This is a genomic window from Marinomonas posidonica IVIA-Po-181 (genome assembly GCF_000214215.1).
GTDB lineage: Bacteria > Pseudomonadota > Gammaproteobacteria > Pseudomonadales > Marinomonadaceae > Marinomonas > Marinomonas posidonica.
The window spans coordinates 295417-311122 of sequence record NC_015559.1 but is presented as its reverse complement, the minus strand read 5'-3'; the positions used below and the strand labels follow the sequence as shown (position 1 = coordinate 311122).

Annotated in this window: 15 protein-coding genes; 3 read left to right on the top strand and 12 right to left on the bottom strand. The window is 47.0% G+C overall.

What is annotated here, in order from left to right; all coding sequences use genetic code 11:
- Positions 1 to 33: 33 nt before the first annotated feature.
- The 7 genes from npdG to MAR181_RS01380 form a co-directional block, all read right to left on the bottom strand.
- Complete coding sequence (gene npdG / locus MAR181_RS01410; protein ID WP_013794827.1) at positions 34 to 726, bottom strand: NADPH-dependent F420 reductase; 693 nt, start codon at positions 724 to 726, stop codon at positions 34 to 36.
- Positions 723 to 1496, bottom strand: a complete 774-nt coding sequence (gene cofE / locus MAR181_RS01405; RefSeq protein ID WP_013794826.1) for a coenzyme F420-0:L-glutamate ligase — start codon at positions 1494 to 1496, stop codon at positions 723 to 725. Before cofE ends, npdG begins: the two co-directional genes overlap by 4 nt.
- Positions 1489 to 2157 (bottom strand): 2-phospho-L-lactate guanylyltransferase, encoded by a 669-nt coding sequence (gene cofC / locus MAR181_RS01400; protein WP_013794825.1) that lies wholly within the window; start codon positions 2155 to 2157, stop codon positions 1489 to 1491. Before cofC ends, cofE begins: the two co-directional genes overlap by 8 nt.
- Positions 2157 to 3116, bottom strand: a complete 960-nt coding sequence (gene cofD, locus MAR181_RS01395) for a 2-phospho-L-lactate transferase (protein WP_013794824.1) — start codon at positions 3114 to 3116, stop codon at positions 2157 to 2159. Before cofD ends, cofC begins: the two co-directional genes overlap by 1 nt.
- Positions 3116 to 4330: a 5-amino-6-(D-ribitylamino)uracil--L-tyrosine 4-hydroxyphenyl transferase CofH gene (gene cofH, locus MAR181_RS01390; RefSeq protein WP_013794823.1), complete on the bottom strand. Its 1215-nt coding sequence runs from the start codon at positions 4328 to 4330 to the stop codon at positions 3116 to 3118. Before cofH ends, cofD begins: the two co-directional genes overlap by 1 nt.
- Positions 4327 to 5475 carry a 7,8-didemethyl-8-hydroxy-5-deazariboflavin synthase CofG gene (cofG, locus tag MAR181_RS01385; RefSeq protein WP_013794822.1) on the bottom strand — a complete coding sequence of 383 codons (1149 nt, stop codon included), beginning with the start codon at positions 5473 to 5475 and terminating at the stop codon, positions 4327 to 4329. Before cofG ends, cofH begins: the two co-directional genes overlap by 4 nt.
- Positions 5476 to 5735: 260 nt before the next feature.
- Positions 5736 to 6377 (bottom strand): TetR/AcrR family transcriptional regulator, encoded by a 642-nt coding sequence (locus tag MAR181_RS01380; RefSeq protein ID WP_245546231.1) that lies wholly within the window; start codon positions 6375 to 6377, stop codon positions 5736 to 5738.
- A 264-nt stretch (positions 6378 to 6641) separates the two neighbouring features.
- Between MAR181_RS01380 and MAR181_RS01375 the strand changes: the two genes are divergently transcribed.
- From MAR181_RS01375 to hydA, 3 genes are all read left to right on the top strand, one after another.
- Positions 6642 to 7889: a Zn-dependent hydrolase gene (locus tag MAR181_RS01375; protein WP_013794820.1), complete on the top strand. Its 1248-nt coding sequence runs from the start codon at positions 6642 to 6644 to the stop codon at positions 7887 to 7889.
- 115 nt (positions 7890 to 8004) lie between these two features.
- Positions 8005 to 9489 (top strand): NCS1 family nucleobase:cation symporter-1, encoded by a 1485-nt coding sequence (locus MAR181_RS01370; RefSeq protein ID WP_013794819.1) that lies wholly within the window; start codon positions 8005 to 8007, stop codon positions 9487 to 9489.
- Positions 9490 to 9647: 158 nt separating this feature from the next.
- Positions 9648 to 11087 carry a dihydropyrimidinase gene (gene hydA, locus MAR181_RS01365; protein WP_013794818.1) on the top strand — a complete coding sequence of 480 codons (1440 nt, stop codon included), beginning with the start codon at positions 9648 to 9650 and terminating at the stop codon, positions 11085 to 11087.
- Between the two features lie 79 nt (positions 11088 to 11166).
- On the opposite strand, the gene MAR181_RS01360 is transcribed toward hydA, so the two are convergent.
- The 5 genes from MAR181_RS01360 to nusB all read right to left on the bottom strand — a co-directional run bounded on the left by MAR181_RS01360 (position 11167) and on the right by nusB (position 15525).
- Entirely contained in the window at positions 11167 to 11646 is a 480-nt protein-coding gene (locus tag MAR181_RS01360; protein ID WP_013794817.1) for a phosphatidylglycerophosphatase A family protein, read from the bottom strand.
- Between the two features lie 40 nt (positions 11647 to 11686).
- On the bottom strand, positions 11687 to 12637 hold the full coding sequence (gene thiL, locus MAR181_RS01355; protein WP_013794816.1) for a thiamine-phosphate kinase: 951 nt from the start codon (positions 12635 to 12637) through the stop codon (positions 11687 to 11689).
- Positions 12638 to 12841: 204 nt separating this feature from the next.
- Positions 12842 to 13138 (bottom strand): DUF6172 family protein, encoded by a 297-nt coding sequence (locus MAR181_RS01350; protein WP_013794815.1) that lies wholly within the window; start codon positions 13136 to 13138, stop codon positions 12842 to 12844.
- Between the two features lie 153 nt (positions 13139 to 13291).
- Positions 13292 to 14560, bottom strand: a complete 1269-nt coding sequence (locus MAR181_RS01345) for an MFS transporter (protein ID WP_013794814.1) — start codon at positions 14558 to 14560, stop codon at positions 13292 to 13294.
- Positions 14561 to 15024: 464 nt separating this feature from the next.
- Positions 15025 to 15525, bottom strand: coding sequence for a transcription antitermination factor NusB (nusB, locus tag MAR181_RS01340; RefSeq protein ID WP_013794813.1), 501 nt, complete (start codon positions 15523 to 15525; stop codon positions 15025 to 15027).
- Positions 15526 to 15706 lie beyond the last annotated feature (181 nt).

The window sequence follows — 15706 nt, the reverse complement described above, 5'->3', positions numbered from 1 at the left end:
ATTTTTTAGTATGAGTTCTTGCGAGATAAAACCTTAATGAGCCTGCTCTGGAGGGCAAATTCGCACCCCAGCATGGGAAAAAGGCACATCCTTTGAAATGTTCAGACGAATGAGAATGGGAGTTAACGCCTCGATACAACGGGCGCTCTCAGCCAACCCCGCGTTATAGGCTTGCGTGCCCATCGTTTGGCATAATTGAATCACCCGTTTTTTCGCGGCCAAATCATTACCACACACCAGAATGTCGCAATTAATTGGACGCGATAAATCGTTTAAAGTGATGGCTGACACATTATGCAGCGCACCGACGACAGGAATGTCGTCGCCTAACAAGGCTTGTGCAGCTTCGGTCACCGAGCCTTCAAGCGGCATTTCTACCGCTTTTGGGTTCCCCGGTGCCAGAGGCACAACAATATCCACTAGGGTTTTGCCGGCCAACGTTGGAGCCAATGCCTTTAAGGTCTCATCGTGCCCGGCATATGGCACTGACAAAATTACAAAATCGTCAGCCGTTTCGGTCGCTGTTACCATATCAGCCCCCGTTATCTGAGCATTTACGCCCAGCGAGTTCAGTTGTTCCGTTAGCTCAATGGCGGTCTGCTGAGCTTTACTGGCGTCTCTCGATCCAAGCACAATATGAACACCAGCCTGTGCCAAACGCAGGGCTAGTCCTTTACCTTGTGGACCAGTTCCACCCAAAATAGCGACTGTGGTTACTACACTCATCTAAATAAATCCTCGTTATGTGAACGGATAAGGTCTCGACTTGAGCTCTGTGTTTTTGGCCAATCTAGGCCTCGAAAAAGAATCACTGGGGACTTGGCGCTTTTTGCCATCAAAAGACCTGACGCGGCCGCCAGTTCGTCAGCAAACGCAGGGGCTGTGACACTCAACGGGCGACCAAAGGCATCGACTTCTCCCTGCATATGCATGACCCCAGGTACATTGGCTAGACCGATAGCCACATTGGTTTGACCTAAGCGCCAAGGGCGACCAAAGGTATCGCTGATCACGACGCCTAACTCACATTGAAAATGTGCTTCCAAGCGCTGACATAATGCGTTCGCACTTTTATCAGGGTCCTCAGGCAATAAGATCAATTGCCCAGGATGATCCGCATTGGATTCATCCACCGCTGCATTGGCACAGATGTAGCCTTTTTTATGCTCTGCAATCAGCACGCCTTCTTGCTGATCTGGCCGTTTCATCGCACGCACAATACGATTCGACTGAGACAAGATAACTTCCACTTTACGCGGATCTTTATTCACTGTTTTCGCCAGCTCAATGGCTTCCTTACTGGGCGTTACATCCGCTAGATAGACACAAGCTCCTTCTGTTTTGGATACCACCTTGTGTGCAATCACCAGAATGTCGCCCTGCTGCAAACGTTGATTTTGTATCGATAAGGTATCAATAATATTCTGCGCGAGATCATCACCTGATTGAAAATCCGGTAACCCCATCAAACGAAACATGCTCATAGAATCAGGCATATCGGACCGCCTTAACGGGAGCAATAAGTGACTTATGCCAAAATTGGAAACGCTCTGGTTGACGACGCGACGCCAGCGACAAGTCTTCCTTTTGATCAATGTCCAATGACAGGTGAGTCAAATGCAGGCTACGACAATTAAGTTGCTGCATTTGCGCATTGGTTTGATGTGCCACCGCAGAGTGACAACCGTATTCAAATTCGATGGCATCTGGCGGAGAGGTTAACAAAGCATTGGTGCCACCATCTTTGGCCACTGCAATGACAACTTGGGCTTCTAATCCTGCCGTTAACAAGGCGTGAACCTCAGATTCATCCAACATGGCAATGTCACTCGGGATGATCAATTGACCATCATAACCAGACTGCTTCACCCAATCACAGGCAAACCGTAAGGCCCCATTCAAGCCCGCTTCACCGTCATCAAATAAACTGTTGGCTTGGTAATCTTGCGCTAACCGAAGGACATCCAACGACTCACTCACCACTAACACATCTAACTCAGGAAAATGTCGCTGAAAAAACTGCAAAGTCGTTTCAAACAAACTGAGTGACAAGCTTTCTCGCGCTTCAGTTGGCAAGTTCGCCGACAAACGCTGCTTTCCTTTAGCAGGTGATTTCATCGGAATAACCACACAAAGGTTGTTCACTTTTGGTTTCATCAAGCCGCCCTCATTGCCTGTTTATCCAATGCAAAAGCCACCACTTGATCAAGCAAGCTCACTTTGTCATCACGCTCTTTCATCAAGGTTGGCGTCACTAAGACATCCACACCTTGAGCAAGCAACCAATCGGCTTCTTGTGCATCTTGCGGGTCAATCACCATGCCATCTATAAAGCCTTGGTAAGAATCGTAAATGCCCTTTGAATCGACACTCTTCCCTTCGCTTGCCAGCATTTTGTCTGCTGGACCTTTAACCGTTTTCCCCCCGATCAAGGGTGAAACAGCCACAACATAAGCGGCACTGTCGATAACCGCTTGACGAATATCAGGGATGGCCAGAATGGCTCCGATGCTAACCACAGGGTTACTGGGCGCAATGACAATCAAATCACTGGTCGATAATTGAGCTAAGGCGGCGGCATTTGGTGTCGCTTGATCCGCCCCTTGATAAGCCACCTCAATCACGTCCGGCTGACAATGTTCGCGGACAAAGAACTCTTGGAAAGACAACCAACCAGTGGGTGTTTTAACACGAGTCTGCACCATGTCATCAGTCGGTAATAAAATCGGCAGATTCACCCCATGGCGCGTCGCTAGCCCTTGAGTAATGTCACTCATGCTGACGCCTTGCTTTCTTTGCTGAGTGCGATAAATGTGCGTCGCCAGATCTAAATCGCCTAAGGTCATCCAAGTATCTTGCCCCAACGCCGCAAGCTCTTTTAACGTTTGATGGCTTTCGCCTTTACGCCCCCAACCTTGCTGACGATCTATTTGATCACCAAGGGAATAGATCAAGGTATCAATGTCTGGGGAGACCCAAAGCCCATGAAACTCATCGTCATCGGCGACGTTTCCAATCACTTTCACCCCTTGCGCATAGTGCCCAAACGCCAAGCCTTCTGCCGCTTTGGCACCCCCTACTCCGCCGGCTAATAAGGTGATATTTACCCCTGCCATCAGGCCACTCCTTGGATCGCAATACGATTCGGTTGCACAGGATCTTGGGTAAAATCTCTCACGGTCTGATACTTGGTATTACGCTGAATCGCACTTAACCCCGCCGCTTCAATATTGGCGACCATGTCTTCTGGCATCACTTCCTGACCATGAGTCGCTCCGGCGGCACGGGAAATGCTTTCATTCATCAAGGTACCGCCCAGATCATTGGCACCGGAGCGCAGCATTTGAGCCGCAACATCCGGCCCCATTTTCACCCACGAAGCTTGGATATTGTCGATATGGCCTTGCAACATAAGACGTGCAATGGCGTGCATTTTAAAGTGTTCATCTCGGGTTGGGCCGGGACGAACCTTGTCTGGATTATCCTTATATAAACGTGTTTCATAATGGATAAAACCAAGCGGCACAAACTCGGTAAAACCGCCGGTGTCTTTTTGAATATCTCGCAGCAATTTGAGGTGATTCGCCCAATGAATCGGCTGATCCACATGACCGTACATAATGGTAGAAGTTGTCGGAACACCCACTGAATGCGCAGCACGTATAATACGCACCCACTCTTCTGTGGTGAGTTTGTTCTTGGTCAGCTGTTTACGCACTTCCGTATCAAGAATTTCCGCAGCGGTGCCCGGCATAGAACCTAGACCTAATGCTTTTAACTCAGACAAAAACACTTCTGGTTCAAGGCGAGCTTTTTTACAGCCATACCAAATTTCAAACGGTGAAAACGCATGGATATGAATCTTTGGCACACGTTTTTTGACGGCAATGACTAGATTCCGGTAATAATCTGCGTCTATGTCTGGGTGCAAACCACCTTGAATACAAACCTCGGTGGCGCCACGCTGCCAAGCCTCTTCGGCACGATCAGCCACTTGCTCCACCGTCAAAAACTCCGCGTCTTTACTGCCTTTTTCCGTCGCAAAGTTACAAAAACGACAGCCCATGTAGCAGACATTGGTGAAATTAATATTGCGAGTCACCACAAAGCTAGCTGTGTTACCAACACGTCGTTCTCGTACCTGATCGGCCGCCGCTAATACCGCCTGTGCTTCGTCACCTTCCGTTGCAAACAGCACACAGGCTTCGTCAACACTCAGTTCCTCGCCCAAAACCGCCTTATTCAGAATCGTCTGAATCTCCGAATTCAGCTGTTGGGATCTAAAAATCGCCTCAGAGGTCGAGGTTTCATTGATGGTATTTAGACTCATGCGACAAGTCCTCCTGTGGCGGAAAGAGAGTAAGCAGATGGCGCATGCGGCGTCGACATGGACGCCACTCGCTGCATTAGGTTTTCTGTCAGGTATTTACCCTGCGCTTGCTGAAAGCGAGGATAAATGGTCAGTCGCTCATTCAATGAGTAACCCAAGCCTTCACACGCCTTCGCCACACTACTAATTTGTGGCCAAGCTCTTTCAGGGTTAATAAAATCTTTGGTCAGAGGAGAGATGCCTCCCCAGTCATTGATGCCAGCATGAAGATAGCTGCCATATTCTTCTTCTAAATTGGGCGGTGCCTGCAGACTAATGTCACTCGGTAAAATCAATCTCGCCACTGCTATGGTGCGCTTCATGTCATCCAAATCCGGCTCTTGGCAGCCTGCCATTTGCGTCCCTGGTTTGGCACGAAAGTTCTGAATAATCACCTCTTGAATGTGGCCGTATACCAAGTGGCGATCACGAATGGCGACCAGACTGCGCACTCGGTCTTCCCAACTTTCCCCTATGCCAATTAAAATTCCCGTGGTAAAGGCAATGTCTAAACGACCAGCGTACTCAAGGGTATTTAAGCGACGCTTCGGGGTTTTATCAGGGCAGGCATAATGGGCTTGGCCTTGTTTGAGTAAATCTGTGGTGACATTTTCCAACATCATGCCCATACTCGCAGCCACTGGTTTTAGACGTTTTAATTCGTCATAAGTCAAAGCCCCTGCGTTCACATGCGGTAGTAGAGTGGAGTTGTCGAGCACATTGGCGCATTGATCATGGAGGTATTCTAAGGTGTTGTCGTAACCTAATTCCGCCAGCTTATCCCGCGCCTTTTGATAACGCAGTTCAGGACGCTCCCCCAAACTAAATAACGCCTCTTTGCAATCTAAAGCCGCGCCTTCTTGCGCCGTTTTCAACACTTGATCAGGCGTCATGTAGTTAGCGTGAATGGAATCTGGTGATTGAACAAAGGTGCAATAACCGCAAGTGTCACGACACATATTCGTCAAAGGTATAAAGACTTTTTTCGAATAACTGATGGCTTTCCCCCAAGCTTGATCACGGGTATTTGCCGCCTGTTGGCAGAGTGCGTACAAGTCTGGTCCAGTCGCAAACTCATAAGATATGGCTTCAGTAATAGAGATCATATTCACTCCACTCAGTGTCTGGAAATTAACTTTTTTACCATTTGGTATAAAAATTAATAACAAGCATTTTGGTGGTAGTAAATTGTTTTTTTTAGTGCAAATTGCGCACTAAAATTGCGCTATTGAATTAAAGTTTAGTTAAACAAAAAGTTAACTAAATGGTTAAGATCATGAAAAGCCGTACTTTTTTGAAGGCTTTAGACTGGCTATTTTTTAACCAGACAATCAGAAATGAGAAAGAATTTAAGTGAGGAAAAAATTTAATTTATTTTTTTGGCACCAAGAGCGCGCATTACAAACTCAGTGACGGCCAACTCAGCTCGTTCAAAGTCGCCTTCGTCCAACGCCGTCTTAGCAAGTAACACTTCCATTTGCAGTGAAAAATCTGCATAGGTTTGCGTCGCTGCCCAGATGGTAAAAAACAAGTGTTCAGCGTCTATGTCAGCAATTAATCCTTTACTTATCCAAGACTTAACCAGTTCAACATCACGCTCAAATTGCGGTTTTAAATGGCTCACTAGGTAGTCTTTTAGCATTGGCGCACCGCTAATAATTTCATGAGCAAAGACTTTCGAACCGTTCGGATAGAGGCGGGATAACTGCATTTTTTCATGTACATAACGACGAATGACCAACTCAGGAGTCTCGCCGTCTTTTTCAAGAATAGACAGCTTTTCGATCCAAATATCGAGCATCTCTTTAAGCACTCGTTTGTACAATAACTCTTTGTTTGAAAAGTAATAAATTAGATTTTGCTTGGATATATTAGCGACGGCGGCAATGGCTTCCATAGACGATCCGTTATAGCCCTTTTCAGCAAAGACAATTTCCGCTGAGCGTAAAATTCTCGCTTCCAATTCTTGTCGATTAATAGACTGCTTTGTTTGTTTCTGTTTTTTCACTACCAAACTTTATTCCACCTTTTGTTCGTCTTTAACCGCTTTTCTAAAATATCACAAGCATATGTTTTTAAAGGTTAATTTTTAATTACTCAACATCATTTTGAGAGTTCTAATGGCTATTAATATGGCTTTGTTCCACTGAATCAAGATGGTGTCATTTAAAAACTTGGCCTAGTTATTGCTGACCGAAAAGACAAGTTCAAATTTTTTTATTCAGCTTTTTTACCTTTTGGTAAATGTATTTAACGGTAATAGGAGATGGCCATGCAAGACCTTCGAATTAACGAACAACGCCTTTGGGATACGTTAATGGAAATGGGGGAAATTGGCGGTACCGAAAAAGGCGGTTGTAATCGCTTAGCCGGAACGGATTTGGATAAACAAGCTCGTGATCTATTTGTGTCTTGGTGCGAAGCGTGTGGCTGCACAGTGGAAGTGGACAAAATTGGTAACATTTTTGCTCGTCGACCTGGTACCAATAACGATTTACCAGCGGTCGGCACAGGCAGCCATCTTGATACGCAGCCCACCGGTGGCAAGTTTGATGGCGTCTTTGGTGTGCTATCTGGTGTTGAGGTATTACGGACCCTTCATGAAAACAAGATAGAGACGCCAACGGCGATGGAATTCTCCGTTTGGACTAACGAAGAAGGCTCCCGTTTCCAACCCGCCATGCAAGGGTCTGGTACCTATGTCGGTCGCTTCGAGTTAGAAGCCGAATTGAATAAAACCGATGTGAATGGCATTCGTCTAGGCGATGAGTTGGAACGCATCGGCTATTTAGGAGATATGGAATTGGGTAGCCGCCATATGGGGGCATTTTTTGAAGCACATATTGAACAAGGCCCTATACTGGAAGATGAAAAAAAGGCCATTGGTATTGTGCGCTTAGGCCAGGGCATCCGCTGGTATAACATCGAGGTGGTCGGTCGCCCTTCTCACTCAGGCACAACCCCAATGCATTTACGCAAAGACGCCATGCTCGCCGCCTCAGCCATAGTGACCGAAATGAATAACATCGCTCACCGTCACGAAAATGGTTTGGGAACGGTTGGTTATATGGACGTATGGCCAAACTCGCGTAATACCATTCCGGGCAAGGTAACCTTCAGTGCTGATTTACGTAACCCCCGTCCTGATGTGTTATTGGCCATGCATGAAGAACTGGCAGCCTTTTGTGAAAAAATCGCCAAAGAACATGAACTTGACGTTAATCTGGATCACTTCTGGTATTTCGCTCCGGTGGAGTTTAATTCTTCTGATGATGTAAAAGCCGCCACCGAGAAATTAGGCTATAGCCATATGGACATCTATGCCGGCGCTGGACATGACGCCTGCTATATGGCGGATTTGGTACCAACAGGGATGATTTTCACACCTTGTTTAAAAGGCATTAGTCATAACGAAGCCGAGTACAGTTCACCTGAAGAGTGTGCCGCTGGTGCCAACGTACTCTTGCATACCATGTTAGAAGCCAGTGACCGAATCGCCCAAGAGCATACCAAAGCATAACCCTTGTCCACTAGAGACAATAGATGAAAGGGCGCTTAATAAACTGAGTGCCCACCTTGAATGAAGCAATAATCCCATAATAACGATCAACCCTAGAATAGAAGAGGTGGCAAAAATGACCAGCAAGTCTGTTAAGCAAGGTGAGTTTTATGAGTTAGAGGTCGACAGCGACCTACAAAATAGCACAGCCTATAATGACGACCTTGCTCCGACTAAGATCAAAGACCGCACATGGAGCAAATGGAACATCGCCGCCCTTTGGGTAGGCATGTCTATTTGTGTGCCGACTTACACCCTAGGTGGCGTACTGACCGCTTACTTCGGGCTATCTGTTACGGAAGCACTGTTCACTATTTTGATTGCGAATATTATCTTGTTAGTACCGCTAACATTGAATGCCTACCCAGGCACAAAATTCGGTATCCCTTTCCCTGTACTATTGCGCTCGTCCTTTGGCATGGTGGGCTCGAATATCCCTTGTTTGATTCGAGCCATTGTCGCCTGTGGCTGGTTTGGTATTCAAACCATGTTTGGTGGCTTAGCGATTCACTTATTTATGTCAGCGATTTCTGATGGTTGGGCCAGCTTAGGCGGCGTTGGCGAAGTCATAGGCTTCTTCATCTTCTGGGCGCTCAATATGTACGTCGTCATCAAAGGGGCAGAATCCATCAAATGGCTTGAAACATTGGCCGCCCCGTTACTCCTTATTGTTGGCATTGGGCTAATGGTATGGGCCGGTGGTAAAGTATCCTTTACGGAAATTTTAGCCACACCTGCTAACCGTCCAGAAGACGCTGGCTTTATGGGTTATTTTTTAGGTGGTTTAACCGCGATGGTCGGCTTTTGGGCGACACTGTCACTCAATATTCCTGACTTCAGTCGTTATGCTAAAACACAAAAAGACCAAGTTATTGGGCAAATCATTGGTCTGCCGATCACCATGTTTTTCTTCGCCGCGTTAGGTGTCGTACTAACGGCCGCTTCTAGTACATTAGTCGGGGAAACCATTTCCGATCCGATTTCATTAATTGGTAAAATTGACAGCCCAGTTTGGGTTGCGGTGGCTATGGTATTGATTGTGATTGCGACCCTATCAACCAACACAGCGGCCAACGTAGTGTCACCGACCAATGACTTCCAGAACATTGCGCCGAAACTCATCAACCATACTCGCGGAGCCTTATTGACGGGGCTTATTGGCATCGTATTGATGGGCTGGGAATTGCTCAAAAAAATGGGCATGTTGGAATCGGATGTCAGTGTTGAAAGCATGTACTCTAACTGGCTATTAGGTTACTCCAGCCTACTTGGTCCCATTGCTGGCATTATGATTGTCGATTACTTCTTAATCAAACGTCAGCATTTGGATCTGGTTGCCCTGTATACACCGAGTAGCTTGTACCCAGCTTTCAATAGCGCAGGACTTATCGCTTTCGCGGTCCCAGTATTGATCACCCTCATGGCGTTGAATGTACCGTCATTAGGCTGGTTCTATAACTATGGTTGGTTTACCGGTGCTTTCACTGGGGCTTTGCTGTACTTCATCTTAGCAAATCTACAAAGCGCCTCAGCGAACCAAACCGATGCTGTGGCCTCGTAAAGCCTGATTTAACCTCATTGGCGTTGCCTGTTTCCGTCTAGACAATGACAAAGGCAACGTCATCCTTCAACGTCGGCAATCCGCGAGCGGGCAAGATCCATTCTTGCAAGTCGGACGTGCTTGCCAATCTCAATAAACCTGTAGAAAAAGGACGGCATATGAGTCTATTAATCAAAGGCGGAACCATTGTCACCCATGAAGAAACCTTTCAAGCCGACATTCTCTGTAAAGGCAATAAAATAGTCGAAATTGGCAGCATCAGTCAGCTACCAAATGATGTAGAAACCATTGATGCGACCGGTAAGCTCATCATGCCGGGCGGAATAGACCCTCATACTCACATGCAATTGCCCTTTATGGGCACAGTGGCAAAAGACGACTTTGCCTCAGGTACGGCTGCGGCTTTGGCTGGAGGAACCACCAGCATCATTGATTTTGTTATTCCAAACCCACAGCAGTCACTTTTAGACGCTTACCATCAATGGCGTGGCTGGGCGAAAAAAGCCCATTCAAACTATACCTTTCACGTGGCCATCACCTGGTGGGATGACTCCGTCGCGGAAGAAATGAAAGTACTGGTTGATCAACATGGTGTGAACAGTTTTAAACACTTCATGGCGTATAAAAATGCCATCATGGCAACAGACGACATTCTGGTGTCCAGCTTCACAAAATGCCTTGAGCTGGGGGCAATTCCTACCGTTCATGCCGAAAATGGTGAGCTGGTGTATCACTTACAAAACAAAATGTTAGCAGAAGGCATGACCGGGCCAGAAGCTCATCCGTTGTCTCGCCCATCCTCTGTTGAAGGTGAGGCTGCGAATCGCGCCATTAGTATCGCGAACACATTAGGCGCGCCTATTTATTTGGTTCACGTTTCCACAGAGGAAGCCGTTGACGCCATTCGCTATGCCAAAGACCACGGTCAAACGGTATTTGGCGAAGTACTCGCCGGTCATTTAACCGTTGATGACAGTGTTTACCAAAACCCCGACTGGGCTACGGCCGCCGCCCACGTAATGAGCCCGCCATTTCGTCCTCAGCATCACCAAGATGCTCTTTGGAAAGGAGTACAAGGAGGAACTTTACAGACCACAGCGACCGACCACTGTGCGTTTTGCGCAGATCAAAAAGCCATGGGGAAAGACAACTTTGCCCAGATCCCAAATGGCACTGCCGGTGTCGAAGAGCGCATGATGGTGTTATGGGAAAAAGGCGTGAATGAAGGCAAGATAACCGCCAACGAATTTGTCGCTTTGACCTCAACCAATACAGCAAAAATATTCAACATTTACCCGAACAAAGGTTGTATTCGAGTCGGCGCTGATGCCGATTTAGTCATCTGGGACCCAGCCGCGAAAAAGACCATTTCCGCGAAAACCCATCACTCAAAAATTGAACACAGCATTTTCGAAGGCATGGAAATAAACGGGGTTCCAGAGACAACGATTTGTAATGGCAAATTGGCTTGGCATAACAATACCCTTATCGCCAAACCGGGTGAAGGAGAATACATAGATCGCCCCACCTATGCGCCTTTCTATGAAGCTCTGCGTAAGCGCAAAGAATTGAACAAACCGGTCGCAGTGGCACGTTAATACAACACACACGGACTCAAAAAGTACGATACACAAAAAAGCGATGTTGTAACCAACATCGCTTTTTTTAATGGACTATTCAGACAAAATGCGCTATGGCTTGTAGTACCACGAAAGACATGACACCCGCGAGGATGTCATCGAGCATAATGCCAAAACCGCCATGGACTTTTTTATCGACCCATGAAATCGGCCAAGGTTTCAAAATGTCGAATAGACGAAACAAGATGAATCCCAACACTAGGTAGAGCCAGCCAGCAGGCGCCATCCACATGGTGATCCAGAAACCAACGAATTCATCCCACACAATACCCGCATGATCATGAACCCCTAAATCACGGGATGTCTTACCACATAAATAAATACCCACTAAAGAAGTGATGACCAATACCGCAAAGTACTCGACTGTGGCTAAGTCTTGTAGAAACCAAATAAACAACGGCACTGCCGCCAAGGTTCCAAATGTTCCTGGGGCTTTAGGCGCAGCACCTGAACCGAGGCCGAAGGCCAAAAAATGAATGGGATTTCGCCACACAGAGGCGGGGGCAGAATTGGCCATAACGCTGTAAACCTTCTAAAAAATTAAATGTATTGTACTGCTAAAAATGTTGCCAACCGGACACATCACCGTCATACCCTTGAATGATGAAACCCGACGTCGTCACGCCACCGACTTTAGCACAAGGCAACCCCAATGTTTGGGTAATCAAAGCAATTTCAGCCGCTTGGGAAGGCTCTGCGGTAAAGCACAATTCATAATCGTCGCCACCGGTTAACGCCAAATTCAATGCCTGCTCTGGCTGCCATTGCCTCAACTCATAGGAAATCGGTATGCGACTGGCATCCAAGCTTGCTCCGACCTTTGACGCCGCTAAAATGTGCTGAATATCTTGCGCTAAACCATCCGAAATATCCATCATGGCATTCACCACTCGCTTCAACGCCATGCCAGCAATCAAACGTGGTGATGGACGCCAGAAGCGATCATAGAAATAGTCAAAACGCTCACTGGAGACCTGTGTTTGTCCGGTCACAATCGCCACGGCCGCTGCCGCATCCCCCAAACAACCAGTGACATAAATATCATCTCCCACTTGCGCATTGGCACGACGAGGGGTTTGATTGTGCTCGACATAGCCATGAACTTGCAAACTGATGGTTAAAGGACCTTTTGTGGTGTCCCCACCGACCAGTATCAAACCAATGGGTTCCGCCAGCTCAGCCATGCCTTGCGCTAACCCTGCAAGCCATTGTGGATCCGAGTGAGGTAACGTCAAGGCTAGGGTGAAGAAGGCCGGTTTGGCTCCCATTGCCGCTAAGTCGCTGACACAGGTGGCCACCGCACGATAACCAATATCGACAGGGTCGGCATCATGGGGAAAATGACGACCTTCAACCAAGGTATCCATTGAAAACACCAAACTTTGACCTGTAGGCACTTGCACCTGAGCACAGTCATCACCGATGCCCAATAAAAGATCGTCACGACCACGAACGCTAGCCATTTCAGAGGCTTGAAAGATGTTTTGTATCAACTCAAATTCTTTCAACAGAATGTCCTTTTATTCCCAAACCAAACCCATTAACAAGGGGTTAAGGAAAACCAATTTACTCACCAAGAGGATACCGTATTGTCATTAAGATGTCAGAAGCAAAACAGTGAGACTGAATCAAGCGTTAAAAACCAAACAAGGCCGATCGCTTATCGCTGATCAGCCTTGTTAATCGTCAATGGGCGGTTCACTGTCCCGTGATCAATCTTCTTTCGGGCGTTTCATTCGTGTCTTAGGCGTTGGTACCACTTCGAGATAAAAAGACTTCCAGTGCTGACTTTGTGCAGAACTGATATTGACGTTGATATCCCCTTCATGAATCTCACGAGCTTTGCTTTCTACTTGCCCAAACTTACAGTTAAATCCCCAAAAATCAGCCCCTTCTGGTAAGGCTCTAGCACGCTCTTGCTTAATGTATTTCTTTACTTCGTTTTTGGCCACTTCGATCACGCGCTGGTAAGAAAGCTTGGGGTGGGAGAGAGCAAACGTCTTTTTCATGTTAATCCTAAAATATTGAGTAAGGCTGCGTTTTAGCCGCCTTGATGTGCCTATGATAGCGGGTTAACCATCAACCAGCTATCGATATGAAAGGGCAAAGCACTTTTAAATCACCACTCGTCTTCATTCAGGCGAAAAAAAGCATTCAAAAAATCAAGGTGTGTCTGTGGCCTCTCGCTCCGCTTCAGCATGTTCTGCCGCCCACTCACCTGCCGCTTCAACCGCTACCACTGAAGACGTCGGCACGACCCCAAGATAACTTTCCGTTTCTTCTGTCGGAACAACCACATGATTCAGCTTTATACAATAAATAGCATAGAAGGCAATCACTGCAAAAATAGCGCTCAAAACCAGCCAGAATGCGAACGGCCCTAACCATTGCATGGCCCACCCAGTCACCAGCGGTCCAGTAATCGCCCCCAATCCGAAGGTAAACACCAGTCCACCTGATGCCGCTGGCATATCATTGGCGGAAAGAGAATCATTGGTATAAGCCAAAAACAAAGCATACAGTGGTGTGGTAACACCACCAGCAAAGAAAGCCGCCGCCATTAAAGACCATATTCCGTCATGCGCTATCCAACCGACAGCACAAGACAGACCACCAATAAAGGCCGCACTAAAAATTAATTTACGTCGATCCATTCGATCGGACAGCCAACCAATGGGATATTGCAATACCAATGCCCCCGCAAACAGTGTCGCAATAAACAAAGCTATGCTGTTCGCAGTTAACCCAATCTGACTACCAAACACGGCTCCCATACCAGCTTGCGTGGCATATGCACTGCCTAATAAGAAGATGCCAACCGTCCCTAAAGGCGAGCGTTTAAATAGAAAGCTTAATGCCATTGGGCGCGCCACATCTACCGCGGGAACAGAAGCCACGGAAAGAAGAATAGGCGCAAATGAAATAGAAACCAGGATCGAAGCACAAATAAACAGCACAGATGTTGCCGCGTCGCCCAGCGTTAACATACCCTGCGCACCAATAATGCCAAGCGTCTGGGCAATCATATAAGCCGATAACACCTTACCCCGAGTCTCATTGGTTGCGGCGTCGTTTAACCAACTCTCAGCCACAACATAGATACCCGACATACAAAAGCCAACCAGCAAGCGTAACACTGTCCAAGCCCAAGGTTCCGTCAGTAAAGGGAAAGCAATGAGCCCAGCCGAAATAAAACTGCCCAGTGCCGCAAAGACACGCACATGGCCCACTCGACGAATCAATAAAGGGGTAAATCGAGCACCGGATAAGAAACCGACAAAATAGCTGGAAGTAATAACCGCCAATTCTGCTGACGAAAAGCCTTCAATCCCGCCGCGCAAACCAATCAAGGTAAAATGCATACCGTTGCCCAGCATGATCAAAACAATACCGAGTAATAATGCCCACACTCTTAACAATACATTGACCATAACCCATCCTCATATGAACGATTGAGACGCTGTTTGTGGCATTGAATTTACTTATATTAAGCAAAGCGCTCTTAGGAAGGTACGAATAAAAGAAAGTTATTCCCACGCTGCCCCCTACATGGATGTAGGGGATTAGAGCAACGCATAACCACAAGGATGTGGTGTACGCAGGAGCGGTTGCCGTAGCCTGCGAACTTGTTCGTACCTTCCCTAATTATTGGATGTAGTTAAACGCCAACAGTATCGCTAATGTATAGCGATACACCATTTTATTTCAAGACTAACTACGTCAACTTTATGCCCACACGCGGCAGACCATTTTCACCATAAAAAAAGCCCCCGTGTTATTGCCGTTGGGCAATAACACGGGGGCTTTTTTACGATCACTTTGACGCTATCCGTTTGCTATGGCATGGAAGTTAAAGCAAGTACGATAGCAGATCGCCTAAACACGATATTCTCGCTTAGCGATTGCGACGTGCGGCAATCTCTTCACGGCGCACACGTTGCGCTAACTTGTCCAAAATACCATTCACATATTTATGACTTTCTGTGGCACCAAAGCCTTTTGCTAATTCAACGCTTTCATTGATCGCCACTCGATATGGGACGTCCAAACGCTCAGACAACTCAAAAGCCCCAATACGTAATACAGCGAGTTCAATCGGATCAAGCTCTGCGAATGGACGATCTAATAGCTCTTCAAACAGGCCATCCAGTTTCTTCGCACCAGACGTGACACCTTGTAACACTTCACGGAAATACGCTTTATCACAAGCTCCCATGTCTTGGTCCATCACGAATTGGGTCTCAATTTCACTTACCGCAGTGTGATTCATCTGCCATTGATAGACAGCTTGCAATGCCAAACGACGCGACGCACTGCGCATTTGTGAGCGTGAAGGTTTTTTGTCCTTACGCTGCGGTGCTGGGTTTTGTTCGTTTGTAGTTTCCACTTCGCTCATTTTTTGCCTCAGTTATCCAGACTACACGACCTTTTGAGTATGTGTGTTCAGTCTGTTTTGTTGTGCTCTAAGCCATTATGGCCAAGAACACGAGAATACGCATTATCTTGGCGGGCGATTATAGCAACATTTATGCTAGGTTTCTCGGCAAACTTATCGAAATTTCACCAAGTTTTTAAGG